The sequence below is a fragment of the Nostoc sp. FACHB-888 genome, from assembly GCF_014696655.1.
Lineage (GTDB): Bacteria > Cyanobacteriota > Cyanobacteriia > Cyanobacteriales > Nostocaceae > Nostoc.
In genome coordinates this window covers 1-24,783 of record NZ_JACJQM010000064.1, presented here as the reverse complement: position 1 = coordinate 24,783, position 24,783 = coordinate 1, and the positions used below count along the sequence as shown (strand labels likewise).

General features: G+C 40.6%; 23 protein-coding genes. 12 read left to right on the top strand and 11 right to left on the bottom strand.

Going from position 1 to position 24,783, the window contains the following annotated elements; genetic code table 11:
* Positions 1-277 precede the first annotated feature (277 nt).
* Positions 278-1,882 carry a PQQ-dependent sugar dehydrogenase gene (locus H6G26_RS27015; protein ID WP_190732991.1) on the top strand — a complete coding sequence of 535 codons (1,605 nt, stop codon included), beginning with the start codon at positions 278-280 and terminating at the stop codon, positions 1,880-1,882.
* A gap of 177 nt (positions 1,883-2,059) precedes the next feature.
* Here the strand turns inward: H6G26_RS27015 and H6G26_RS27010 are convergent, their stop codons facing one another.
* A complete protein-coding gene (locus tag H6G26_RS27010) occupies positions 2,060-3,322 on the bottom strand; it encodes an HhoA/HhoB/HtrA family serine endopeptidase (RefSeq protein WP_190732990.1) in 1,263 nt (420 codons plus the stop codon).
* Between the two features lie 395 nt (positions 3,323-3,717).
* Here H6G26_RS27010 and H6G26_RS27005 point away from each other — a divergent pair, with 395 nt between their 5' ends.
* On the top strand, positions 3,718-4,635 hold the full coding sequence (locus H6G26_RS27005) for a phosphorylase (RefSeq protein ID WP_190733007.1): 918 nt from the start codon (positions 3,718-3,720) through the stop codon (positions 4,633-4,635).
* Between the two features lie 62 nt (positions 4,636-4,697).
* On the opposite strand, the gene H6G26_RS27000 is transcribed toward H6G26_RS27005, so the two are convergent.
* Complete coding sequence (locus tag H6G26_RS27000) at positions 4,698-6,218, bottom strand: PLP-dependent aminotransferase family protein (protein ID WP_190732988.1); 1,521 nt, start codon at positions 6,216-6,218, stop codon at positions 4,698-4,700.
* Positions 6,219-6,434: 216 nt separating this feature from the next.
* On the opposite strand from H6G26_RS27000, the gene H6G26_RS26995 reads away from it, so the two are divergent.
* Positions 6,435-6,650 carry a hypothetical protein gene (locus H6G26_RS26995; RefSeq protein WP_190732985.1) on the top strand — a complete coding sequence of 72 codons (216 nt, stop codon included), beginning with the start codon at positions 6,435-6,437 and terminating at the stop codon, positions 6,648-6,650.
* 96 nt (positions 6,651-6,746) lie between these two features.
* Here the strand turns inward: H6G26_RS26995 and H6G26_RS26990 are convergent, their stop codons facing one another.
* The 3 genes from H6G26_RS26990 to H6G26_RS26980 all read right to left on the bottom strand — a co-directional run bounded on the left by H6G26_RS26990 (position 6,747) and on the right by H6G26_RS26980 (position 11,350).
* Positions 6,747-8,312 carry a hydantoinase B/oxoprolinase family protein gene (locus tag H6G26_RS26990; RefSeq protein WP_190732983.1) on the bottom strand — a complete coding sequence of 522 codons (1,566 nt, stop codon included), beginning with the start codon at positions 8,310-8,312 and terminating at the stop codon, positions 6,747-6,749.
* 85 nt (positions 8,313-8,397) lie between these two features.
* On the bottom strand, positions 8,398-9,156 hold the full coding sequence (locus H6G26_RS26985) for a GNAT family N-acetyltransferase (RefSeq protein ID WP_190732981.1): 759 nt from the start codon (positions 9,154-9,156) through the stop codon (positions 8,398-8,400).
* 79 nt (positions 9,157-9,235) lie between these two features.
* Positions 9,236-11,350, bottom strand: coding sequence for a hydantoinase/oxoprolinase family protein (locus H6G26_RS26980; RefSeq protein ID WP_190732979.1), 2,115 nt, complete (start codon positions 11,348-11,350; stop codon positions 9,236-9,238).
* 774 nt (positions 11,351-12,124) lie between these two features.
* Here H6G26_RS26980 and cysE point away from each other — a divergent pair.
* From cysE to H6G26_RS26945, 7 genes are all read left to right on the top strand, one after another.
* Positions 12,125-12,898, top strand: a complete 774-nt coding sequence (gene cysE / locus H6G26_RS26975) for a serine O-acetyltransferase (RefSeq protein ID WP_190732977.1) — start codon at positions 12,125-12,127, stop codon at positions 12,896-12,898.
* A gap of 123 nt (positions 12,899-13,021) precedes the next feature.
* The gene (locus H6G26_RS26970) at positions 13,022-13,267 is read left to right on the top strand and encodes an Asr1405/Asl0597 family protein (RefSeq protein ID WP_190732975.1); all 246 of its coding nucleotides are present in this window, start codon (positions 13,022-13,024) and stop codon (positions 13,265-13,267) included.
* A gap of 296 nt (positions 13,268-13,563) precedes the next feature.
* Positions 13,564-13,761, top strand: a complete 198-nt coding sequence (locus H6G26_RS26965; protein WP_190732974.1) for a DUF2949 domain-containing protein — start codon at positions 13,564-13,566, stop codon at positions 13,759-13,761.
* 371 nt (positions 13,762-14,132) lie between these two features.
* Positions 14,133-15,266 carry a homocitrate synthase gene (gene nifV, locus H6G26_RS26960; protein ID WP_190732972.1) on the top strand — a complete coding sequence of 378 codons (1,134 nt, stop codon included), beginning with the start codon at positions 14,133-14,135 and terminating at the stop codon, positions 15,264-15,266.
* Positions 15,253-15,540, top strand: a complete 288-nt coding sequence (locus H6G26_RS26955; protein WP_069070441.1) for a nitrogen fixation protein NifZ — start codon at positions 15,253-15,255, stop codon at positions 15,538-15,540. The genes nifV and H6G26_RS26955 overlap by 14 nt, the downstream gene beginning before the upstream one ends.
* Entirely contained in the window at positions 15,515-15,718 is a 204-nt protein-coding gene (gene nifT / locus H6G26_RS26950; protein WP_100900485.1) for a putative nitrogen fixation protein NifT, read from the top strand. Before H6G26_RS26955 ends, nifT begins: the two co-directional genes overlap by 26 nt.
* Before the next feature lie 106 nt (positions 15,719-15,824).
* Complete coding sequence (locus H6G26_RS26945) at positions 15,825-16,364, top strand: (2Fe-2S) ferredoxin domain-containing protein (RefSeq protein ID WP_190732969.1); 540 nt, start codon at positions 15,825-15,827, stop codon at positions 16,362-16,364.
* A gap of 363 nt (positions 16,365-16,727) precedes the next feature.
* On the opposite strand, the gene H6G26_RS26940 is transcribed toward H6G26_RS26945, so the two are convergent.
* A complete protein-coding gene (locus H6G26_RS26940) occupies positions 16,728-16,943 on the bottom strand; it encodes a hypothetical protein (protein ID WP_190732967.1) in 216 nt (71 codons plus the stop codon).
* A gap of 141 nt (positions 16,944-17,084) precedes the next feature.
* Here H6G26_RS26940 and H6G26_RS26935 point away from each other — a divergent pair, with 141 nt between their 5' ends.
* A complete protein-coding gene (locus H6G26_RS26935; RefSeq protein WP_190732965.1) occupies positions 17,085-18,272 on the top strand; it encodes an SUMF1/EgtB/PvdO family nonheme iron enzyme in 1,188 nt (395 codons plus the stop codon).
* Between the two features lie 10 nt (positions 18,273-18,282).
* Here H6G26_RS26935 and H6G26_RS26930 read toward each other — a convergent pair whose 3' ends face one another.
* The 5 genes from H6G26_RS26930 to H6G26_RS26910 all read right to left on the bottom strand — a co-directional run bounded on the left by H6G26_RS26930 (position 18,283) and on the right by H6G26_RS26910 (position 23,453).
* Positions 18,283-20,283, bottom strand: a complete 2,001-nt coding sequence (locus H6G26_RS26930; RefSeq protein ID WP_190732963.1) for an AAA domain-containing protein — start codon at positions 20,281-20,283, stop codon at positions 18,283-18,285.
* Positions 20,284-20,466: 183 nt separating this feature from the next.
* Positions 20,467-21,264: an AAA domain-containing protein gene (locus H6G26_RS26925; RefSeq protein WP_190732961.1), complete on the bottom strand. Its 798-nt coding sequence runs from the start codon at positions 21,262-21,264 to the stop codon at positions 20,467-20,469.
* Entirely contained in the window at positions 21,236-21,601 is a 366-nt protein-coding gene (locus tag H6G26_RS26920; protein WP_190732959.1) for a caspase family protein, read from the bottom strand. Before H6G26_RS26920 ends, H6G26_RS26925 begins: the two co-directional genes overlap by 29 nt.
* 38 nt (positions 21,602-21,639) lie before the next feature.
* Complete coding sequence (locus H6G26_RS26915; RefSeq protein WP_190732957.1) at positions 21,640-22,560, bottom strand: hypothetical protein; 921 nt, start codon at positions 22,558-22,560, stop codon at positions 21,640-21,642.
* Between the two features lie 227 nt (positions 22,561-22,787).
* Positions 22,788-23,453 carry a nuclease-related domain-containing protein gene (locus H6G26_RS26910; RefSeq protein WP_190732955.1) on the bottom strand — a complete coding sequence of 222 codons (666 nt, stop codon included), beginning with the start codon at positions 23,451-23,453 and terminating at the stop codon, positions 22,788-22,790.
* A 188-nt stretch (positions 23,454-23,641) separates the two neighbouring features.
* Here H6G26_RS26910 and H6G26_RS26905 point away from each other — a divergent pair, with 188 nt between their 5' ends.
* Positions 23,642-24,637, top strand: coding sequence for an NACHT domain-containing protein (locus H6G26_RS26905; RefSeq protein WP_190732953.1), 996 nt, complete (start codon positions 23,642-23,644; stop codon positions 24,635-24,637).
* Positions 24,638-24,783 lie beyond the last annotated feature (146 nt).

Below are 24,783 nucleotides of genomic sequence, written 5' to 3'. Positions count from 1 at the left end.
ACTTGTGGAATACCTCTGGTCAGCTTTTGCACAACTTTCAGGGTGCGTTGCATAAATGCGGGATAAATTGGCGGTTGAAACCATTAAAAACTCGTTCTAAATTAAGCGAAATCATCCCATAATTCAGCAACGCCAAAAAATAATAGTAGATAAAGATATTTTAAGTATTTTAAAAAACTAGTACCCCTGAGTTAGCTTTGTGCCAACTATCGGTACAATCAGCTAGTCGATAGTTATGTGTAATACAAATCACTACAAAGCTAGAGGGAAGTTCAAGATGGTTGTATTTGCTTTAAAACCAAGACAGATAGTTGGAGGCATACTATCCACATCGCTACTTAGTTTGGCGGTCTTAGAGGTTCTTACCACCACAGCGTTCGCCAACCCGCCGGCTGCGTCTGTTGAAACTAAGGTGAAAGTGCCTAGTACAATGACCTCTGAACCCTTTAATATTAACCGTTACTTAAAAGTGCCGCCCAATTTCTCGATCTCTGTTTATGCTCGCATTAAGAAAGCTCGCTTTATGGCAGTTGCTCCCAATGGGGATCTTCTAGTGTCACAACCGAGTACGGGTAAAGTATTAATTGTCCGGCCAAATGGCAGCAAAGACCCAATTATTTCTGACTTTGTGACGGGTCTACGCAGACCACACGACATTGTGTTTCATAAAATTAACGACACCACATACGTTTATATCTCTGAGACTCATCAAATTAACCGCTTCATCTACAAGTCTGGAGATACAATCGCAAAAAATCGCCAAATCGTTATAGCTGGTTTACCAGACAGCAGTACATCAGAACTCAAAGGAGCTTATGGTCACGAACTAAAAAATATCGCACTTGATGCCAATCACAAACTGTACGTGTCGATCGCCTCTGCATGCAATGCCTGCAAAGCAGATACTGTCAGTAACCCAAAACGTGGTGCGATTTACCAATACGACGCTAATGGAACTAATCGGCGGCTTTTTGCCCAAGGGTTACGCAATGCCGAAGGATTAGCATTCTTACCTGGCACAAATGACCTTTGGGTAGTCGTTAATAATCGAGATAACATTGCTTATCCGTTCAACGATAGCACTGGCAATTACGGTAAAATTATCCGTTCTTACGTAGACAACCACCCGCCAGAGCCGTTCACGAAAGTTCGAGATGGCGGCAACTATGGTTGGCCATTCTGCAACCCCAATCCTGACACATCAACTGGCCTCAACAATATGCCCTTTGACCGCGACTATCAGTGGAATGCTGATGGAAGTGTTAATTGCAATGCAATGGACAGGATTGATAAGGGTATCCAAGCTCATTCGGCTCCCTTGGGACTAACATTCTTACAAAATACCAAGTTTCCCAGCCTGTACTCAAATGGAGTAGTAGCGGGGCTGCATGGTTCATGGAATCGGCAGAAAAAAACGGGCTACAAAATAGCTTACTTTCCCTGGAACAGTAATACAAAGACTTTAGGGGAGGAGATGGATTTAGTTAATGGTTGGTTAGTTCCAGCAACGCAACAAGTCTGGGGGCGACCGGTGGATATGGCAGTCGATCAGCAAGGTAATTTGTTTATTTCGGATGACTATAGCGGCACTATTTACAAGCTTTCCTACACGCCGTCAGTACAGGTTAAGGTTTATAGAGATTCTAATTTGACTGGAGTTTCTCAGTCTTTCCCTACAAGTCCAGGAGTATACAAAGCCATTGAAGGTGACTTAAATATTGTTGGGAATGACGCTATTAGCTCATTAAGTGTACCACCGGGTAAAGTGGTACGTGTTTGCCAAAATGAAACTGGTGGTCGATGCCGTGAGTTTAGTGCTGGTGATTATAAATCTCTTGGAGCTGACTTAGATAACCAAATATCTTTTATAGAGGTTAAATAGCACCACTTGCTGAAGTTTAGATTTTAAATTTTGGATTTTGGATTGAATAGTTTAAAATTCAAAATTTAAAAAGGTTTGAGAGCAAGCGACCTAAGTAGCATAGAATCTGCCCGTCCCTAACCCCGCCCATGATTACATGGACGAGGAATGCGGGACAGAGGAATGATAGCAAAACTTTTATTGCACTTGAGTGGGGAAAGCACCAGGTCGCACAGCTATATTAAGATTTTGCCCATTGCGACGTAATTCCATACGTAAATCGCCCCCGACTTGGCTATTTTCTACTGCCCTTTGAACACTGCTGGCATCTGTGACTGATTGCCCACCAAGCTTTTGGATAACATCACCAGCACGTATCCCTGCTTTAGCAGCTGGTGAATTTGGCACAACTTGCACAACTAATACACCTTTATCTTCATTCACGCTCAAACCGCTATTGGGATCTGAGTTGATATTTTGTTTTAGCTGAGGTGTTAACCCTACCATTTGAATTCCCAAATAAGGATGTTCTACTTTACCTGTAGCTATAAGTTGATTGGATATGCGTTGTGCTGTGTTGATGGGAATAGCAAACCCTAATCCTTGTGCCCCTTGAATTATAGCTGTATTCATTGCAATTACCTGGCCACGGGAATTTAGCAGGGGCCCGCCGGAGTTACCGGGATTAATGGCTGCGTCGGTTTGAATATACTCTACTCGCTTATCGGCAGCACCGATTAAATTGCTACTGCGTCCGGTAGCACTGATGATTCCGGTAGTTACTGTATTATCTAGTCCAAGGGGGTTGCCGATCGCGATCGCCCATTCTCCCGGTTGCAGTTGATCTGAGTTACCTATGGCTACTGAAGGTAGATTGTTTGCCTCAACCTTGATAACAGCAACATCGGTTAATTCATCTTTTCCTAACACCTTACCTTCCAAGGCGCGCCCATCCTTGAGTGTCACTGTCACCGTATCAGCACCATCTACCACATGGGCGTTAGTAAGAATCCGACCATCGGCACTGATAATAAAACCTGAACCAGTACCCCGTTCTACCCTTTCTCGTGATTGTGGCAGTTGGGAACCAAAAAAGCGGCGAAAAAACGGATCGTTAAATTCATCTGGTATCCGGCTTCTTACTGTTCGGGAAGAGTTAATCCGTACTACTGCTGGCCCGACTTTTTGCACCACCTGGGTCACAAAGTTAGGATCTGTGGCAGCTAGTACTGGAGGAGCGGCATTTACTCGATTAATTGCCAAATTAGATGCACTCTCAGACACCTGCCGAGAATGTCCAGCCATATAGCCACCTGCCAAGGTCATACCTGATCCCAGAAGCACCAGCGATAGAGAGGCGGCAGCCTTTTTCCAGGGTGCTCGATTATGGGATTTGGTATCAGCAGTGTTATGTAAAATGCTATTTAATGGGTGTTCTCTGTCGCGAGATTCGTTTTGCATTGCTGTCTGGAAGGATATTTATATCTATTACTAATGTAGATATGATTTATGACAGTTTTGTTGCAAAGGTATTGCGTTGTTGTGAAAGCTTTGCTATTTTACTGAACCATATTGGAATATATTAAAGAGGCAGAAGGCAGAAGGCAGAAGGGAATCCCCATAAATAAATTGAGGGGATTTAATAAGGAGGCAATATTTCTTGTGCTTCGCATCTCGAAATATATATTTCCATATTTTTCATAAAATTTATTTAGGGGCTTGTGACCCTTTTGGCAGAGGGGAAATAGATTTATTCCTCCAGCAATAACTGCCTCCTACCCTCTGCCTTTTTTGGTCATTCTTAGAGGCGCACAGCTTCGCGCTACGTGTTCTTTACCATGCCTGAAGGAAGAAAAATGGCACAGGGGAAAATCTTACTTAAACCTGGCACTTTATGGACAAGTGTTAAAAAACGGACTGAACACGCTTTACAATGCGGGGCGCTACTGTCAATACCAACCGAATTTGAATTTGTCGAACAGGATGGCGTGCGCTTTTTGGTACGGATTTTGTCTAATTTGAATCGCAAAAAAGCAGCCAAGGAGAAAGAGAAAAAACAATCTGCTACCTCTGCTCAAGAGTTTAATCCTTTTTTGCCCTACGAAGAGGATTTATTTGTGGCGGATATTTCTGATACTCATGTATGTCTTTTGAATAAATTCAATGTTGTTGATTATCATCTGCTAATCATTACCCGTGCCTTCGAGGAACAGGAAAGTTTGCTGACTCTGGAAGATTTTGCGGCTATGTGGTCATGTTTGGCTGATTTCGATGGTTTAGCATTTTACAACAGTGGCAAAACCGCAGGTGCTAGCCAGCGACACAAGCATTTGCAATTAGTACCACTTCCACTTGCACCTTCAGGGCCACAGATACCTATTGAACCTCTACTAACAGCAGTACAATTTCAGGAATCAATACCTTCTGGTGCGGTGGGCTTTACTAACATAATACCAAAACTTCCTTTTCTATACGCTTTCGCACCATTAAATCCCGATTGGATGCAGTCGCCCTTCACGGCGGCGCAAGCAACACTGGAAGTTTATCAGGCTTTGCTAGATGCTGTAGGTTTAGATGCAAGGCAATCTGGTGCTTACAATCTGCTAGCGACACGAGAATGGATGTTGATCGTACCGCGATCGCAGGAGCATTTCCAATCTATATCTGTGAATTCATTAGGATTCGCTGGTGCTTTACTAGTGCGGAATGCAGCAGAAATGGAGATTCTCAAAGCTCAAGGCCCAATGACTATCCTCAAGAGTGTTGCTGTATAAGTAAATTAGCAAGAAAGCCAGTATTCCTTCTGCCTGATCGCTTGACTTTAATAAGGCGATCGCTAGAAACTGTGAACAAGTGGCTGATAATTAGATATATGCTCTTTGACGACAAGCCGCTCTGTATCTACGCATCCTTTGGAAATATACTTTTTCAGTAGCTTACCCACAATCGAAATACCTTGCTCAATCTCCTCTGGGGAGAGACAGAAAGTCAGACGCATCGCTGGATAACCCTGCTTATCGGGGAAAAATGCCGAACCGCACGCCAAGTAGACATTTTGTGCAAAGGCTTCCTTACGAATTGTCCCAATCGGAATATCATCTGGTAACTGTACCCAGAGAAATAATCCCCCTGTAGGAACTGTCCATCGGATTTCTTCAGGAAAATAACGCTCCAAAGCTTGCAGCATAGTATTACGACTTTGGAGATTATCAGTGCGAAGTCGGCTGAGGTGACGGCGGTAATGTCCTGAAGCGAGGTATTCGCTAACTATTGTTTGCGAAATACTGGATGTGTGCAAGTCATGGAGCAATTTCTGCTCAATAATTGCTTGATAATGCTTACCTGTAACTACCATATAGCCCACTCGTAAACCAGGCATTAAAGTTTTAGAAAAGGTGCTTAAGTAAGTCACTAAATTATTTTTATCTAAAGCTTTAATTGGTGCTGGCACTGCATCGAAGTTTATTCCTTCATAAGCATTATCTTCCAAAATTGGGCATTCATATTTTTCAGCTAATGCTAGTAATTCTTTACGATGATTTTGTGTAGTTGTTAATCCAGTTGGATTGTGAAAGGTACTAATCGTATAAATTAATTTCGGGCGGTGGCTGTGGAGATATTGCTCTAATAAATCTAAATTCATTCCCTCCGCACTCATGGGAATACCAATAATCTTAGCTCCTAAGCTTTCTAAAATAGAAATTGCACCATAATAGGTGGGAGCTTCGACAATTACCCAATCTCCAGGTTGTACATAATAATTCATCGCTAATGACAACCCTTGCTGAGAGCCATTAGTAATAATTAAATCCTCTGGAAAAACCTCTAATCCTTGATGTACTAACATCTGGGCAATTTGTCTGCACAGAGTTAGTTGTCCTTGAGGCATCTCGTGGGGAAAGAAAATATCAGTATCATCTTGTCTTAGCGCTCGTCTAGCAATGAGGTTAATATCCTTTGGAGGACGGGGATAACCGTAGCCAAAATTAATTATTCCTGGCTCCGTTTGTGCTTGCACCAGTGGAGTATACATCTCATAAAAAGAACACTTTCCTGGTTTTGTAATTATGACATTTTGGGCTGGAGCAAATTTAGATTCTAAGTTAGTGCTTTTAACAGAAACGCTGCTGACAAAGTATCCTGAACCCTGACGAGCAGAAACAATTCCATCTGCTTCTAAAACGTTATATGCTTCAATAATCGTGAGTTTGTTAACTTGTAAACTTTCTGCAAGAGAGCGGATTGAAGGGAGGCGATCGCCACTTTTGAGTGCGCCAGATTTAATGAGACGACTGATGCGATCGCGGATTTGCAAATAAATAGGTTTGGGTGACTGCCGTTCTAATAAAATGTTCATTTTGGCGCACTCGTCAATGATTAAATAATCACCAATACTGGCAATATAAACTATTTCTACCAACTTTACCTAGTACAGTTGGGAGTTTTTTCACTATACCAGTTGGGATGGCGCTTAACTGTACTAGATTAAATCTGCCAAAACTGTACCTTCTCAGTTGAAAATTATTACGTGAAAGTAAAAGTAATAGTTCACTGTTTATTAGGTGCTTTCACTATGAATAAATCTAATTTTTTGTTAAATTTACAAAAATATTGGCAGCATTTTGTTATATGGATGAATAGTGGTTCTGACCTCCAAGTGTGGCCAGAATCAGATCGTCGTGGTAACATTTCCTGTTGGCACGCTTATGATCCGATTACAGGAAACTCTGTCTGTTTTGGTTCTGAAGAAGAAATGCGAATTTGGATTGACAAATGTTACTACAGATAAAATCTTTCGCTAATCAATATGACAAATAGGCACTTCGGAACAATCGGTGATATTTGGAAACATTTGCCATTAGCTGAAATTCTGAGAGTTGAAACGCTAGGAGACTTGACCAAATCCGCCTCCTCCAGGAGTTTCTATGACAAAAACATCTCCAGGTTTCATCTCTGCTGTTGCTGTGCTGTCTAAATTCTCTTCAATTCCATTCTGACGTTGTATCCAATTGCGTCCGACAATTCCCGCTTCTCCACCATTTAATCCAAAGGGAGGGACAACCCGATGGCCAGAGAGAATATTAGCTGTCATAGGTTCTAAAAACCGGATGCGGCGGACAACTCCATTACCACCAGAATATTTTCCTTTACCACCGCTATCAAGACGAAGACTAAAGCTTTCTAAAAGTACAGGATAACGGGTTTCTAAAACTTCTGGATCGGTCAAACGGGAGTTCGTCATGTGAGAATGAACACCATCAGTTCCATCAAAATCAATTCCTGCTCCAGAGCCGCCGCAGATAGTTTCATAATATTGATATTGCTGATTACCAAAAGTAAAATTATTCATCGTTCCTTGAGAAGCAGCCATGACACCCAAAGCGCCATATAAAGCATCGACAATGGTTTGAGAAGTTTCGACATTACCCGCTACCACTGCTGCCGGATAAGTTGGATTCAGCATACAGCCGACGGGGATAATAATTTTTAGAGGGTTAAGACACCCGGCATTCAGAGGAATCTTATCATCAACTAAAGTCCGAAAGACATATAAGACTGCGGCTTGAGTTACAGCTTTTGGAGCATTAAAATTACTATTTAGTTGTGCAGAAGTTCCAGTAAAATCAATGGTAGCACTACGATTTTCTGAATCAATCGTCACTTTAACTTGAATTCGTGCCCCATTATCCATTTCATAAACAAATGAGCCATCTTTGAGGAAATTGATAGCCTTTCTCACGGACTCCTCAGCATTAGCTTGCACAAATTTCATGTAAGCTTGAACAGTATCGAGCTTGTATTGGCAAACCATTTTAGCGAGTTCTTGTACTCCCCGTTCATTTGCGGCAATTTGTGCTTTAAAATCAGCGATATTTTGGTCAGGATTACGAGCAGGATAAGTATGAGTTGAAAGGTGCTGTCTTACTGCGAGTTCTCGAAAATTGCCCTCTTCAACCAAGAGAAAATTATCAAAAATAATTCCTTCTTCTTCTACTGTAGTACTGTGGGGAGGCATTGAACCGGGAGTAATTCCCCCGATATCTGCTTGGTGTCCACGAGAAGCAACAAAAAAGAGGGGAGTAGGGAATGGAGTATTTTCACGATTCTCTAGAAAAACAGGGGTAATTGCAGTTACGTCAGGAAGATGTGTTCCCCCATTATAAGGATTATTAGATAGATATACATTTCCCGATTTTAGAGTGTCGCCTTTATCGTTAATTAAGCTGCGGACACTTTCGCTCATTGAGCCTAAATGCACAGGGATGTGGGGAGCATTAGCGACTAATAATCCAGAGGAGTCAAAAATAGCGCAGGAGAAATCCAGCCTTTCTTTGATATTTACAGATGCTGCCGTATTTTGGAGAACAATTCCCATTTGCTCGGCGATAAATTGATAGAGATTTTTAAATATTTCTAAACGGACAGGATCGGGTTGAGATGTTGTGTACATTTTTAACTTTTTAAAAAAAAATTGTGTAGTAAATCGCTTAATCACTCTTTTAAATACTTCAGTCTTTACTACTAGCTATTAATATCTACTTAGGCGAAAACGAAATGTGCAAAATTTCGCCTATTTTAGAAAATCCAGCACGGGTGTAAATTCTCAGTTCCTCTTGATGTGCCGCCATGAGAAACGTCACCGTAACACCTGCCTCGAAAGCCTCTTGCACCAGCCGGGTTGTTAAGGCTCCTGCTATGCCGCGTCGGCGAAAAGGAACACGCACACCGATACCGGCGATTTCTGTCGTCTGATTTCCTGGCACAGAACACACTCCAGCCCCTACAGGTTCGCCTGTTGCGGCAACCCGAGCAAGTACAGCAATTCCGCCTGCTGCTAGGCTATTACCAAGACGTTTACCATCTTCTGCACTTGGTGCAGACTCTCCGTAAGCCTCATTTTGCACCGAAACTGTAGCAAGCATTTCAGTGTCCGAAACTGGCACGATTAATTCGATGTCTGGGGGAACAGGAAGCAATTGCTCTGAACCAGGAGTACAAATCATAAGTGGCAAGCGTCCCTCAACTGTAAAATCAGCAGCTATTAGTACCTCTTCAACAGTAGGCGCAAGAGAAGCAAGGTACTCTAAACGTGGTTTTCGTCCGCGACTTTCATAGGCAGCGATTAGTGCTTTGACATCAGTGAGTGAGGGGGTGGCTGCGTTATTGGGGATGGCATAGTTAAGAAAAGGATTGGCGCTATGGCGGTTAAAGCTAGCAAGAAAAGGCCCTATCTGCTCCGTATCACGTTGCTGGCTTGCGACGAAGCGCAAATATGACTGAATGCGGGAGTCCATGAATGGATAGCCTTTTTATTGTAAAACCGTGTTGAGCTTACTGTAGCAAGGGTGAGTATTTTCCAGCATAACAGCTAGTTTATAGACGTTCTAAAATTAGATGATTTCGTGCAGTTAATTTCGCTTGCCAATTAGGTTCCACTACAATTGTGCTAATTTTTTCAACAACGATCGCAGGCCCATTAATACTATCTTCTGGTTGTAAATCTTCTCGTCTGTAAACAGGAGTATCATACCATCTATCAGTACTAAATATCTTTACGACATCAATAGTTTGGGGGGTTTCAACTATAGAGCGTGTACGAGTAATTAAGGGTTCTTCGGGAGTATCCATTTTTTGAATTACTTCTACTGAAGCTGATTCAATAATTAAAGTTTTATCTAATTGAATGAAACCATAACGAGATTTATGTTCATCCTCAAATTGTTGCCGCATCAATCCCAACTCATCCGCAAAGTTAACGGTTAAAGTAGAGTTAGTCCCTTCATATTTCAAGTTAACTTTTTGGACTATTTCGACTTGACTATGCACTTCATCTATTTCACTTCTAGCTTGAGTTTCTAAATATTGCATTAACTGGTGTAAATTAGGAATTATTGCTTGGCTTAAAGGCTGTTCTACTCCTGCTTCTCTAATCGCTCTGACATCAGCTAACCCCATCCCATAAGCAGAGAGAACACCAGCATAAGGGTGAAGAAATATTTTTTTCATTCCCAAAGTATCGGCAATTAAACAAGCAACCTGCCCACCTGCACCGCCAAAACAACAAAGCACATATTGGCTAACATCATAACCCCGTTGCAGACTGATTTTTTTAATTGCGTTCGCCATATTTGCCACTGCGATCGCAATAAATCCAGCCGCTACTTGTTCAGGAGTACAATGATTTAATGTAACGGCTTGAATTTCTTGGGCTAATTGTGTAAATTGCTGAATAACAGTATCTTTATCTAAAGGCAAATTGCCATCAATTCCAAAAACTGATGGAAAGTATTGCGGGTGAATTTTGCCTAACATTACATTGGCATCAGTAACCGCTAATGGCCCCCCACGTCGGTAACAAGCAGGCCCAGGATTTGAACCAGCAGATTTAGGGCCGACACGATAACTAGAACCATCAAAAAAGAGAATTGAACCGCCTCCAGCTGCAATAGTATTAATTGCTAATACGGGAACTCGCATCCGCGCCCCAGCAATTTCCGAATCTAGTTGCCGTTCATACTCTCCTTTAAAGTGAGCCACATCTGTACTTGTTCCTCCCATATCAAAGGTAATAATTAACTCAAAGCCTGCTCTTTTACTAGTTTGAACTGCACCGACAATACCACCAGCCGGGCCACTTAAAATACTATCTTTGCCTTGAAATTGTTGGGCTGCAACTAAACCACCGTCAGATTTCATGAACATTAATTTTACTCCAGGTAGCTGACTCGCTATTTGGTTGACATAGCGACGCAGAATAGGAGTTAAATACGCATCGACTACTGTTGTATCTCCTCGGCTAACTAATTTCATTAACGGGCTAACTTGATGAGATACAGATATTTGCGTAAAGCCGATTTCTTGGGCGATTAGGGCTATTTGTTGTTCGTGTCTAGGATAGCGATCGCTGTGCATAAAAACAATAGCACAACTCCGAATTCCTGTGTTGTAAATTGCTTGTAAGTCATGTTTGACTTGTTGAATATGTACAGGAATTAATTCATTGCCATGAGCATCATAACGTTCATCAATCTCAATTACCTGTTCATAAAGCATGGTTGGTAAAACGATATGACGGGCAAAGATGTTAGGGCGGTTTTGGTAGCCAATTCGCAGCGCATCTTTAAATCCTTTGGTGATGAGAAGAACGACGCGTAGGATGGAGTCCTTGCCGCAGGCATCGCCTTTCCTTTCTAATAGTGCATTTGTTGCTACTGTTGTCCCCATTTTTACTACTTCTATTGCTTCAGTAGGAATGGGTTCGTTGCTGGAAATATTCATGATATCCCGTATACCTTGGATGGCTGCATCTTGATATTGTTCGGGATTTTCTGAAAGTAGTTTGTAGACTACAATCCATTGCCCTTTAGGTAGAGAAACAATTAAAAAACGTTCAGGATGTTTTGATAGTCTATCTATAATTGCCTGATTATTTGTAACGGCAACAATATCTGTAAATGTACCACCGCGATCGGCAAAAACTTTTAACATTGTTCTGTTTCCTTAATGCTGTGAAATATGAACTTTTAACTTCAATCCAGCAACGTAAGCGTTCAGGTAGATGATACCCTAAGTCAGTAGTAAAGCTATGACTAGCAGTTTGACTGTTTATGATATGTCAAGACAGCATCCTCGTTCCCAGCCTCTGGAAATGCCTATTGGCAGGCTTCGCCCCCCGAATTCGCGGCAGAGCCGCAGTGAACTACATTTCCTCTACCTGAAAACAAGATTTATAAAAGTTTTTGCGATCGCTATTCCTACACATCTATATAATAAGAAAACAGTCACTATGAGCTATAACTATATTTTGAAACGTATATGTGCATACAGACAGCAAATCCTAAAAGAAAATAAAGAAACCTGCCTTTCGTTCAACCAAATAATAGGATACTAATAGTAGTAGCATATACAAAAAATCCATTTGTAGCTTCATTTAACTCATATTTGAGTGCATCTGAGTACAGCTTAATATATTGCAAAATATCTTGACGAAATCTTAGCAAAGGCTTACGGGTAAGGTTTCTTGTAGCGTGAACAGAAATTCTTAACCCCTGCCCCAAAAATACTAGTACCCCCATCGTTAAATACTAGCGCCCCTAACCCCAGACAAATTTTAACTTTATGTTAAGTCAGGGTTTCGGCGTTTGAGTACAACCTTAATCAATCCAATAAATCCAATCAGCATTGGGTTTGGTATCGAGTTGGAAGTCACCTGATATAAGCATAAAAATAGCAGATGACTCTTTTACCAGATAGACATTACCGATGCAACAGTCTTTAGACAGTATTAGCGATCTCCCCAGTACCAAAACACAGAATTCTGTACATACATCCATGCTGAAAAATTTACTCTCTGGCGTTTTTTTTGAGCCATTATTGAGTGATTTTCGCATTATCTTTGAGCGCGATCCAGCAGCACGGAATTGGCTAGAAGTGGTGTTTTGCTATCCAGGATTGCACGCACTCTGTCTGCATCGTCTTGCTCACTGGTTACATGGTCGAGGAGTGGGTTTTATCCCCCGTTTAATTTCCCATTTGGGGCGATTTTTGACCGGAATTGAAATTCACCCAGGTGCAAAGATTGGTCAGGGTGTGTTTATCGATCACGGAATGGGTGTTGTCATTGGCGAAACTGCGATCGTGGGCGACTATACACTGATTTACCAGGGCGTTACCCTTGGCGGAACTGGTAAAGAAAGCGGTAAGCGTCATCCCACAGTGGGTAAAAATGCAGTGATTGGGGCGGGTGCGAAAGTTTTGGGTAATCTGCAAATTGGCGATCGTGTCCGTATTGGCGCAGGTTCCATTGTATTGCGGGATATCCCCAGCGATTGCACTGTTGTGGGCGTTCCCGGTCGAATTATTTCTCGGAATCAAAACGCCAGCCTTTCTCCTTTAGAACATGGAAAGCTACCCGATGTGGAAGCAACCGTAATTCGTTCTTTGCTCTCGCGCATTGAGCAACTCGAAAAACAACTGCAAACTTTAAGGCAAGAGTCATTAGTCATTAGTCATCAGTCATTAGCAAAGGACAAATGACATAGACGCACCAGCGGCTACTCTACGAGAACGCCAAAGGCGAACCCGCAGGGTAGGACAAAAGACAACTGACAAATGACATAGACGCGTCTGCGGGTTCCCGCAGGGTAGGACAAAGGACAAATGACAAATAATACTTTAGGCGATCAAGTTTTGCAGATTCCTTTGAGCGATCGCTGGCGAATCTATCACCGACTGCAAGAGTTAAAAATTAAGAGCTACTGTCCCCCCGATGGTTCTTTACGAGTACAAGTGAACAATTTGCTGGAAGCGATTCTAATTCGCAGTACAGTTATGCAACTTCTTGCTTCTCGTCAGGAATTATTAGAGTGGCTAGAGCGTTGCTGGCTTTATAGTGATGAGTCATGAGTCTTCTAATTCAGACCCTATTAATCTTGAATTCATGACGAAATTACTGTATTTCATCCTTTTTGTTCATAGATGCACAAAGCTCAAATAGGTTTAGAGTTTGAAGCTACTGTATGCTTGCAGAATTTATTGCAGACTGAGATGGATTAGATAGGGTTTAGATTTTATTACTGCTAGTAAATCTAAAATTACCCTGACATATAGCAACAATTAAAAAGGCAAAATTTCCAGGTAGAAACTGGAAATTATGATTTTTAATCCTTTTCCAAAATTAGAAATTGAAAGTTCAATCATTTATGGCGACTCGTAACAGAGATATAAAACTCCTCACTTTTTTGCACAACGAACTTGAACTTTCAAATGCCGATATTGCTGTAGCTCTGCGACACCGTGAATTAGAAAATGGGCCACTACCGATGCTCCTCTGGCAGTATGGTTTAGTTGACTTGGAGCAGCTAGGAAAGATTTTTGACTGGCTAGCAGAACAAAGTTAGCCAATTTTAACCCTTTGACTTTGAGTACCATTACCTGCCGAAATTACACACCAATGCTCTAGAAAATCTGAGGTTACTAAGATGATTACATCCTTAATTGCTGGATTCTGTGTTTTACTTTGTTCAGGGTTTGCTAATAGTTATATTAGTTCATTGCTACTCGAACAAATTCCAACTGACATCGGTAAAAACGATTAGTAAATTATACATGGTTTTAGTTCCCTGTCATACAGATGTGATGCTAATAATGGGGCAATAATTAAGGATCATGTATCCTACATTATGAATTGTGATATTTTTAGCATTTGCCATCGCAGGGGATTGTAGAGAGAAAGGTTATTAAGAATACTTCCAAGAGAGGGATATTTGCAATGAATCAAATCATAATTAATGACACTACATTACGTGATGGCGAACAAGCAGCAGGTGTTGCTTTTAACCTAGAAGAAAAAGTTGCGATCGCTAAGTTTCTCGATGCCATTGGTATTCCCGAATTGGAAGTCGGTATACCAGCAATGGGTGATGAAGAAACGCGGGCGATCGCCGCAATTTCTGACTTGGGTTTACAAGCAAAACTCCTCGGCTGGAACCGCGCTGTTATCTCAGATATTAAGGCTTCTATCGCTTGCGGACTGAACCGGGTACATATTGCCATTCCCGTCTCTGGTATCCAAATTGCCGCCAAATTCCACGGTCAATGGCGAGTTAGTTTACAAAAGCTCAAAGACTGTATCAGCTTCGCCGTCGATCAAGGTCTTTGGGTAGCAGTCGGCGGAGAAGATTCTTCCAGGGCCGATGAAAACTTCCTCTTAGATGTAGCGCTTTATGCCCAAGAATGGGGTGCATCCCGGTTCCGCTTCTGCGACACCGTAGGAGTTCTCGACCCTTTTACCACCTACAACAAGGTCAAACGGCTGGTTTCAGCTTTGATGATTCCCTTAGAAATCCACACCCACAATGATTTTGGTCTGGCAACAGCCAATGCTCTTGCGGGTATCAAAGCTGGAGCCTTATCAGTGAATACCACAGTCAACGGATTAGGTGAAAGGGCGGGAAATGCAGCTTTAGAAGAAGTTGTCATGGCGATTAAACGCATCTACGGCGTTGATTTGGGCATCGACACACCTGGGTTGCTGGAACTGTCTCAACTAGTTGCAGCCGCATCAGGAGCTAGCGTACCACCCTGGAAAGCGATCGTTGGCGAAAATACCTTTGCTCACGAATCTGGTATCCATGCTCACGGAGTACTACAAAATCCCATTACCTACGAACCATTTGCTCCCGAAGAGGTGGGTTGGGAACGGCGTTTAGTATTAGGTAAACATTCTGGACGGCATTTGGTTTCAAACTTGCTAGAACAGCATGGAATTTTCTTGAACTCCCAAGAAACCCAATCTGTTTTGGATGCAGTGCGCCATCAATCGGTACAGAAAAAACGCAGCCTGACGACAGAAGAACTATTGAATTTGGTCAGAGAACAGAGGTACTCTCATGCAACGCGATGAATTAGAACTAAACTTGCCACCTGCTTTTGAAATTGGTGAAAAAGTCAGAGTTCGGAAACTGCTCAAGAACGATGGTACTTTCCCTGGTAAAGAAGTTGGGCAAGTTTTAGTGAACAAAGGAGATATCGGCTACATAGCCAGTATAGGGACATATTTGCAGACTTCCTATATTTATGCTGTGCATTTCTTGGAAACAGGATTCGTCGTCGGCTGTAAGAAAAAAGAACTAGAATCTGTTGAGGAATCTCATGAAAGTAATGCTACGGATGAATGATGCCGGCACTTTAGTAGTTTACGTTGCAAAAAAAGACCTTGAAGAAGAAGTAGTCAAACAAACCGATGGAAATGATGGCAAAGTTCTCACCCTAGCAAATGGTTGGGAATTAGAATTTCGTGATTTGCCAGACACAGCAAATTTACCTCAAACAGTAGAAGCTAAACGGCTCGCTTAAAAATAGTTGGGAGTTAGGAGTGATGAATTATAAATTTTAACTTCTAACTCTTAACTAATGACGAATGACCAATGACCAATGACTAGTTACTAACTTTTTATCAATTATGGGTAACAAGTATTTGACGTTATCAGAATTAAACCTTGAAGGACAGTTACTAGGTTTTGTTGGTGGTGAACCAGGAAAATATAAATATATGCAATTGGCAGTTCCATCTGGAGATGTAGAAATAAAACTGCCTAAAGAGTTGCGCCGTTCTCTGAGTTCATCTTTAGTTCCTGGCCAGAAAATTCGCGTTTGTGGCCATAGTAAGGTAGATTCGCGCACAAGTAAAATTAAAATTAAAGCCTATCGGGTGACACCAATTGATGGGTGTCCAAAGCAAGATTTACCACCTCAAATCAAAGCGAGGATTATGGTATGTCAAAAGGGCGGTTGCCTTAAACGTGGTGGTAAAGGATTATTATCAGAGTTAGAAAAAACTTTGTGCGATCGCGGTTTGTTAGACAAAGTTACCATTGAACGTACCAGTTGCCAAAAATGCTGTGGTAGCGCTCCCAACTGTGTTTTACAGCTTGGTAAAAAGAAATACAAGAATATCCATCCTGAAGCGATCGCATCTTTGCTAGAAAGTCACTTAACTTAAATTACAAAAATACTTGTAATGTAATTATACAGGTGGAAAAAGTAGATTCCTACTTCCACCTATTTTAGTGTAAAAACCAATACCTGCCCTTGCACTGCCATTGCCACAATAGCGATCGTTAGCACCAATGCCGCCCTGAGCTTTGTTTTAGTTTTATAATAGAGTTGTCGGGAAATAGTGACTAAAATCGCTGAAAGGCTTAGGGAGTCTGGGTTTCAATAATTTTGGTCAGAAATCAATAAAAAGCTTGCCACAAGCAGATTTCAAGGATTTTTGAGCTTATTACCCAACAAGTCTAATAAGGGAAGATGTGCAAGCGATCGCTTCATCCACCGTATCCAAAATCTCAGTAATACGCTGTTGTTATGGTAAAACTGGTAATGGAATAAGAAAATTGACTACATCATCATCTCTAGTAATATTGGGATCTTTGTGTGTACTTAGTTCGCACAACTTGACATTAGGAATCCGATTTTTACTGGCTTGACGATTAAAATCAATATGTTTTAATACACCTGTCAGTGCTTCGTTACTTTCCTCAAATGCCGTCAAAGCATCATTTAGTGTAACCAGACCCAAAAGTTGTCAGGGTCTGGTGACAGAAGCCTATTTGCACCTAAAAATAACACTTTAAAGCATAAGATTGCCCGAATTGGAACGATTTGCTACTATAGCAGTGCTGTCAAGGGGAACAGTGCTGCTAACAAATAGTTTGCCAATATGCCACAGTTTCCTACGTCTGATGAGTTAGTAAAAATACTTGACCGTATTCTGGACGGTAGTCGAAATGAAAACGATATTAATTTATTACGGCAATGTCTAAGGACAGTTAATGGTCAAAGTCAGGTGCAGTTAGCAAATTACATTGTTAACCTTGCTGAAGGAAATGATATTCATATTGGCGATCGCATCACCTACCAAGGTATAGATGAAGAAACAAAGACGATTCTCCGACAGTTACAACAAGCCCTCCAGAAAAGCCCAGTTTCGATTTCGTCTAATTTTTCTCCTCAAAGCACAAGTAAAAAGTTTTTAGTCAACACTAATCCACAAAAGCAAATAAGTCCACCACTACCAGAGCTTAATAGTTTTGAGTTTGAAGTGGTAACTGTAGATCATAAAGGAAAAGAAACAAAGCGTTACCGTAAACAGGCTGAGTGTTTTATAGAAAATTTGGGAAATGGTGTTGTACTGGAAATGGTTTCCATTCCGGGTGGTAAATTTCTAATGGGTGCATCGCAATATGAGGAAGGATCTCAAGAGGATGAACGTCCCCAGCACTTAGTTACTATACAACCTTTCTTTTTGGGGAAGTATCCTATCACTCAGCTACAGTGGAAGCTTATTGCAAATCAGCCAAAAATTGATCGAGACCTTAACCCTGACCCATCCTATTTTAAAGGCGGTAATTTACCTGTAGAGCGAGTTTCCTGGTATGATGCACGGGAGTTTTGTGAGCGACTGTCGCAGAAGACAGGAAGACAATATCGCTTACCCAGTGAAGCTGAGTGGGAATATGCTTGTCGTGCGAGAACTTCAACCCCATTCCATTTTGGTAAAATCATCATAAATAATTTAGCTAATTATTGCAGTCAAAATACCAATATTAATGGCAGCGATCGCCAATATACGACCGAAATTGGTAGTTTTTCAGCTAATGATTTTGGTTTATATGATATGCACGCTAATGTCTGGGAGTGGTGCGCTGATTATCAACACGATGACTATCAAGGCGCACCATTAAATGGTAGTGCATGGGTAGATGATGGAAATGAGGAATATAGAATTTTGCGTGGTGGTTCTTGGGGGTCTCATTCAAATTTGTGTCGTTCTACATTTCGCTTTTCTGAAGCTGCAACCACTAGAGACAAGGAATTTGGATTCAGGGTTGCCTGTTCTTTAATCTAAACTCTTTTAATTAAGGTGTAATTAGTTGATTAATGCTTGTTTTTATATTTTCAATAGATGATGAGTCAGAAAACTGTATACTTGTCTCTCGCCGAATTTGAGGCTTGATATTTAATGATGTTCTACTGCATTGCTTTCTGTAAAGATGAGAAAGCCAATTCCAACTTCCTATAACAGCAAGCTTTGTATCATAAACTAAAATTCTTGCATTTGTTCCCCTACTTTCTATATGTAATCCTTCGCCCAAACGAATTAATTGTGAACCTGAATATTGTGATAATAAATCTTTCAGATTATTCTCAGTTGTGGCATCATTATAATCATTGTCTTCATTACCTTTATTTCCGTAAACTACTATTACTTTAACTCCTCTTTCTAAAACTGAAACAACATCTTTAGCAAACAATTTTGATTCATTTCCTCGAATCCAAGGCGTGACAATGATCAATTCTTCCTCTACTTGGTCGATAGCTTCTCTAAATATTTTTAGATGTTCACAATCATAGACTGGAATAGTTCCTGGCTCGGACTGGGGAATTTCAGCCTCAGATTTATATTCTAAGACAACTCCATGCTCTCGAATATGTTCAACAAGTTGACGAGTCAGGTTTCCTTTTTCTAGCCTATAAAGATTACCCACCAAAATAAATAGTTCTTTCGCTCTTGATACAGCAACATTCAAAAGATTTGGGCGTTTGTTAATCCAATAAACATTATCTTGTGGTTGGCATACTTTTGTAGATAGGATAATTACTTTCTTTTCAGAACCTTGAAAGGTGTGAATTGTTCCAACAGATTTTAGGTTGAATTTAGGAAACTTTTTTATTAATCGTTCTCTCAATGCAGCTGCATGAACTTTAAAGGGTGAAATAACACCTATATCTTCTAATGAGTAACCTTGTTTACATAAATGCTCAATTATTTCACATACAGCAGTAACTTCTACTTCATTAACATTATTGCGGATATTACCCTCAACATCGTAAGCAATTAAGTGTGACTCTACTAAAGAATTGACTGGTACTGTTTTTATTTCTAAATCATAGTCAGTAATCACATTGCAATATTGAATAATACTCGGCTGACAACGGTAATGCTCCTTCAAACGAATTCCTTTACCCTTATCTTCCCCTTCTCCACTTGCGCCAGCAGCACGATGATATGTAGTCGCCGTATACTCCTCTTCTGGACTATAACGATGATAATCAATTTCAGTTAATCCTCTATTAAGAAACGCTATTTGACGATAGTTCTCGCGTCTTTGATCACTGAGAGTAATAATAGGTTCAATTTGTAGAGGATCACCAACAATAATAGCTTTGCGCGATCGCACTAATAACGGAAAAGTCTTATGCTGGTCAATCATTCCCGCTTCGTCTACAATTGTGCGGTCAACACATTCCTCAATCCACGGAATCATTTTACGGATTGAAAGTAATGTACAAGTGATTACCGGAAAAATTAAACTGAGAGATTTAATATGCTCATCTAAGTTTTCTGCAATCTTATATTTCAACTTCCAAGTTCCCGAAAGAAGACTGCAATAAAGTTCTAGAGTCTGTTTTGTGTTAGATTTCTTATGAAGTGCTTGCTGAATCAGAAATTCCTGCGATAACTTAAATAGCTCTTTGTGTTTTTCATGAAAGGTTTGATGAAAAGATTTATAAAAATCTTCAAGTGGAGTTTCCAAGCTAGTTTCTAATATCTGGAATTCCTTAACAGCATTATCTCTCTGTTGCTTTGTTTTGTCTCTATTTTGATACTTTCCCTCTAATATTTGTTGTACTTTTCTTAAATCATCTGCTTCATATAATCTTTCTCTAACTAATCGTGCTTGTTGAAATAAATCAGAACGAGTACTAGGCGGGTCTATAGGAAAGCGGGTTCCAATTGTTTGTGCTATTGCTGATTGACAAGTTGAATTAAGGCTACGTAAAATACTTTCTTCTGTTTTACCAGTCAGCCAATGCCATAGACGAACCCACCAAGCTAATCTTTCTTTAGACAGCAATGATTCAGCCTTGTTAAAATGCTTCTCTATTGCACGATAAGCTGGGATTGGTAGTTGATTGTACTCTGATAAAGCTCTTGCCCGTTGCTGAACAGGGATTAGGTCTGATATAATTTCATCTAAATGCTGTTGCAGTGTTTGAATTTTGTCTGAAAGATGTTTGTGTCGTTTTGTATTTAAATCTCATTGCTCACGTAATTCTAAATATCTAGACTCTTCTGTTAATAATTCGTCTTTAATTTGTTTAATTTTTTGTTTTAGTAAATTATTTAGGTATTCATTGAAACTATTTTTATGTAAAAAATTAATAGCTTGTCGCAATTGTGCAATAGCTCCATTAGCTGATTCAATATTATCTTTATTTCCCCCTTTGAGATAAAATAGTTCGTCTTGAAAAATTTCATCCAGTTTTTCGATCACATTTTTAACTGCTTTATCGTTGGCACTACTGACAACTGTCAGATTATTGATGTCCTGACCAGTTTCAATTAAACTGAGTGCGCGTCTGACTACTTGTTGAGCAATAACATGAAGAATAAGGGTAGTTTTACCAGAACCAGGTGGCCCTTGTACAGCTGTTATGGGTTCGCTTTGAGTGTGTTTGAGTACTTTTGATTGTGAGTTAGTTGGTGCATGGGTTGGGAAAGCTCCCATGTAAATAACTTCGTCTTTTGCAAACTGAGGCTCACCAAACAAATATTCAAACGCTGGATGTCCTTTTGACCAATTTTGCGAACTTGATTTAATATCTTTCAAATCTGCCCGCAGACTACCAGTAAATCTGCCTCCTGTAAACTCAAACAAGTAAGGCTGACGTTGAATTTGATTACGGGAGCGACGAGGTATATCAACCTGCTCCATCCAATCTTGATAGCTACCAAATGTTAGCCCAAAAGTCGTTTCAAGAAACCTTTTTAACCCATCTTTAGTAATCAATTTTTCACACTGCTCATCATCCAGCCCAAGAAAGGGATTCTTCAATTCTCATCGGCTTAATATCGTGTTGCAAGAGGTAATATTTCTGTTTTTTCAATCCACCATGTCCTGAGTAGTAAATCAATATAGTTGCATGAGGATCAGATGTGGATTTTTCTTTTAACCAATTTAAGCCATCTAAGATACCTGCTTTTGTCGCATCTTGATTATTCAGCACCCGAATATGCTCTTTTTGATCGGGATAAGCACACAACTGTGAATCAATTAAAGCAGCATAAATAGCCTGTGTATCTCTGACGGTTACTGGCAAAGACCAAGGCTGATAAAGTGACTCACCAACACCAATGAGCAATGCATAGCCGTGAGTGAATTTATCGGTCATATCGATTACATTCTATTAAATTACTATGAAGGAATGAGCTATTCTTCATACCGACTAATGCGGAAGATTACATAGTTATAAGGTAGTTTAGAACTGTCTGCCTTATGTACGATTGCGCCTACCTCTGATTTGTAAATCCATTTGTTCCAGTCAATTACTGTTTCATCAGCAACTTGCACAGCAATATAATTACCTTCGGCTAGACGGCAACCCATTGCTGAATCTTCAAAATCTAATCCCAGATAGAACTTCTGTACAGCAACATTTTCATGGCGTTGAGCCAGTAATTTGACAACTCCCAAGGTAATTTCTGTAAAAGGTGCGATCGCTGGTTGGGTAGTTGTTAAAAGTTTGAGTCCACTTTGAAAAGGCGAAGATTCTAATGCTGCTAATATTGCCTTGTCTTGCTCATTTTTAACGTTCACCGTCGAGCATTCAAAAGCTATTCCCTGTGAACCTACATTTAACCCAATAAAGATGGGGTAGCCAGTCATACCAGCAGATTGCCCTTCTTGTACCCGGTAAGTTTGGCTGAAGCTTACCGATTCTTGGGTGTTAGCTAGCTGATTTCTCACAGCAAAAGTAATTAGGACATTATGTGTCCCTCCACCAGGATACTTTTCAATGTGCAGGCGATCTAAACGAATGTTTACACGGTTGTTTTTGAGAGTATTCTCAGCTTGAATTGCACTGGGATGGTGGATGGGTTGAGGCTGTATTGAACCTGACTTATGAGGCGCAATGTAACCAAACTGGTGAGTTGCATACATCCAAGGTTGGTCTTGAAGTAAGTTTAAAAATTCTAAAATTCCTTTATCAAATCCTCTTATATGAGAATCAGCCACAACATCGATTTCCACATTGGGGTCTTTCATCTGTTGCAGCTTTGCAGTTATCCATTCAGGATCTTCGGATTCGCCAATAACCTTAATGTCCGCAAATATGCTACTCAGCACCATGCTCTCCTATTGATAAAGTACATTTTGACTAGCACAAATCTTTATATCATCGTATTTATACAGTGACAGAAGTGCTTAATTATATTAACTTTAATACTTGATACAGATTGTAGCTGTATTTTTCTAGATTTTTGTTGAGCTAGATGCTTAACTGTCAGAGATTGGGACTTGGTATTGTAAAAGCAAGATTGTTATCCATGTTAGTAGATGCAATTCATAAAGGCTACTTATAGTGAGTAATCCAATTGCAACAAAGTATTAACCAAATGATTGGCAGCGACAACATAAATGCCACTAACATTATTATCAGAAATATTAACATCACCTCGTGTAAAGCATAGCAGTCCAGTCACCCACCGTGCATCTTTTAAAGACCTGACTTCTGAGGCTTGACCTTTCACTTTGCTAATCAAATCACCTTCTTGAAAATCATAGGTATTTCTGCCGTAGCATTTCCGCAGACGGCCACTTTCATAAACTTTAGTTCCACCGTGAGACTTGACATCGATCACATACCAATTGCCTTTGGGAGAGTGTAGTACCACATCTACATCTCCCCATCTCCTAATTCGTAAGTTGTATTCTACTTGCCATCCTCGACTTTCCAACGGAAGCAATAATGCAGCTACTTGTGTTTCTGCTTTAACACCATGTTTAGCATCACTAGCACGTTTCGTTAGGTATTGCCCATTACGGTATAGGTAGTAAGAGGTTGTTAATCCCCCTAGCAAGAGGATTATTCTTAAGGAAGAATGACTGAAGATAATGAATAAAAAGACTGTCCCAACAAAAAGACTTACTGCAAGAGCATAACGCAGCATGGCTGATTGCTGTCTCTCCTTACCGAGTTTACGGATATATTCTCCTGGCTGTCTTCTTTTGGGTGGGAACATCTAAAAAAGGCAAGATTGCTTTCAGCATCTATCTCTATTTTTTGCCACTATGCCATAATAATCAATAATTAGTGAGGCTAATGATGTCATAGATGCGGAGCATCGCCTCACCTACTAAGATATCGACGAATAAGCCTAAATTTTAAAATATTCTTGAGTGGTTATAGTCTAAATATTTTTGAGAAAGAATGAATACAGATGAGCTAAAAGCTATTCTTAACAAAATCGTTAATCAGCAACACACAGAAGAGGATATAACATTATTAAAACAGGCACTGGCTGCCAATAATAGCCAAGTTGCATCTTATATAGTCAATATTGGGGAAGGGAAAGACATACATACAGGCGATCGCATTTATCAAGGTGCAGATGCGGCAATCATTCGAGAAATCGTCCGGTCTATCCTTGAGGAACTCAAAACCACTGGTCAATTTGCCCCGTCTCTAGAAATTCCGTCCCCATCTTCTCAGCAGAACCAGCAGTCTTTTGATGAACTGGTACAACAAGTGCGATCGCGCATCCATGATGATATCCAGCGATTACATAGCACGATGCCTTTATGGGGAGTAGATCACTGGGTTCCTTTAGGTGATTTGTTTGTGGATGTGAACATCCTGGAGGAACTGAGCAGTAGTAATAAATCAGAACTGGATGACCTGTGGCAAGACTTCACAACAGGGATGGAGGAGTATTCAGGCGATCGCAGTTTGGATCGCATTGGCTTAGGCAGAGAACGGCAACGGGTTTCAGGACTGGAGGTGCTGGCGAAGAATACGAATCTCATAGTCGTGGGTAAACCAGGTTCAGGGAAGACCACTTATTTGCAGCGAGTAGTTACGGAATGCAACGTTGGCAATTTACAAACACACCGAATTCCAGCGTTGATTAAACTGCGAGAGTTTGTAGATGATGGACGTAAGTTTGCCTATTCTTTTGAGTGTTATTTTGAGTGGTGCTGGCAGTTATCAAATGCAGAAATTAATTTGATTTTCAATCAAGGTCGTGCATTAGTATTGCTAGACGGCTTAGATGAAGTCACAGGGAAAGATGCTAAAAACATTACTAAGCAAATTAAGCAGTTTGCTCGTAGCTATCCGCAGTTGCAGGTAATTGTGACTTGTCGAACGCAAAGCTTTACAGGGGAGGTGGACTGGAAATCCAGGGCAAACGCATCTAAATATTGATGAGCATAGATAAAAGTAGAAAGCACCAGAAGCTAGACCCCATAGTACTTTTAGAAAGTTAAACATCAATTAGCAAAGGAATGATAATCATTATGATGGGGTGGGTGGGTTAGAGGCAACCGACGGTTGCCATTAAAGAACGTGAT

Coding starts and splice junctions, on each gene's coding strand:
- H6G26_RS26935 (WP_190732965.1), top strand. CDS start 17,085: ATGCCACAGTTTCCTACGTCTGATGAGTTAGTAAAAATACTTGACCGT.
- H6G26_RS26955 (WP_069070441.1), top strand. CDS start 15,253: ATGCAACGCGATGAATTAGAACTAAACTTGCCACCTGCTTTTGAAATT.
- H6G26_RS26945 (WP_190732969.1), top strand. CDS start 15,825: ATGGGTAACAAGTATTTGACGTTATCAGAATTAAACCTTGAAGGACAG.
- H6G26_RS26990 (WP_190732983.1), bottom strand. CDS start 8,312: ATGTACACAACATCTCAACCCGATCCTGTCCGTTTAGAAATATTTAAA.
- H6G26_RS26970 (WP_190732975.1), top strand. CDS start 13,022: ATGACAAATAATACTTTAGGCGATCAAGTTTTGCAGATTCCTTTGAGC.
- H6G26_RS26980 (WP_190732979.1), bottom strand. CDS start 11,350: ATGTTAAAAGTTTTTGCCGATCGCGGTGGTACATTTACAGATATTGTT.
- H6G26_RS26985 (WP_190732981.1), bottom strand. CDS start 9,156: ATGGACTCCCGCATTCAGTCATATTTGCGCTTCGTCGCAAGCCAGCAA.
- H6G26_RS26910 (WP_190732955.1), bottom strand. CDS start 23,453: ATGTTCCCACCCAAAAGAAGACAGCCAGGAGAATATATCCGTAAACTC.
- cysE (WP_190732977.1), top strand. CDS start 12,125: ATGCAACAGTCTTTAGACAGTATTAGCGATCTCCCCAGTACCAAAACA.
- H6G26_RS26905 (WP_190732953.1), top strand. CDS start 23,642: ATGAATACAGATGAGCTAAAAGCTATTCTTAACAAAATCGTTAATCAG.
- H6G26_RS27010 (WP_190732990.1), bottom strand. CDS start 3,322: ATGCAAAACGAATCTCGCGACAGAGAACACCCATTAAATAGCATTTTA.
- H6G26_RS27005 (WP_190733007.1), top strand. CDS start 3,718: ATGGCACAGGGGAAAATCTTACTTAAACCTGGCACTTTATGGACAAGT.
- H6G26_RS26915 (WP_190732957.1), bottom strand. CDS start 22,560: ATGGTGCTGAGTAGCATATTTGCGGACATTAAGGTTATTGGCGAATCC.
- H6G26_RS26995 (WP_190732985.1), top strand. CDS start 6,435: ATGAATAAATCTAATTTTTTGTTAAATTTACAAAAATATTGGCAGCAT.
- H6G26_RS26920 (WP_190732959.1), bottom strand. CDS start 21,601: ATGACCGATAAATTCACTCACGGCTATGCATTGCTCATTGGTGTTGGT.
- H6G26_RS27000 (WP_190732988.1), bottom strand. CDS start 6,218: ATGAACATTTTATTAGAACGGCAGTCACCCAAACCTATTTATTTGCAA.
- H6G26_RS26965 (WP_190732974.1), top strand. CDS start 13,564: ATGGCGACTCGTAACAGAGATATAAAACTCCTCACTTTTTTGCACAAC.
- nifT (WP_100900485.1), top strand. CDS start 15,515: ATGAAAGTAATGCTACGGATGAATGATGCCGGCACTTTAGTAGTTTAC.
- nifV (WP_190732972.1), top strand. CDS start 14,133: ATGAATCAAATCATAATTAATGACACTACATTACGTGATGGCGAACAA.
- H6G26_RS27015 (WP_190732991.1), top strand. CDS start 278: ATGGTTGTATTTGCTTTAAAACCAAGACAGATAGTTGGAGGCATACTA.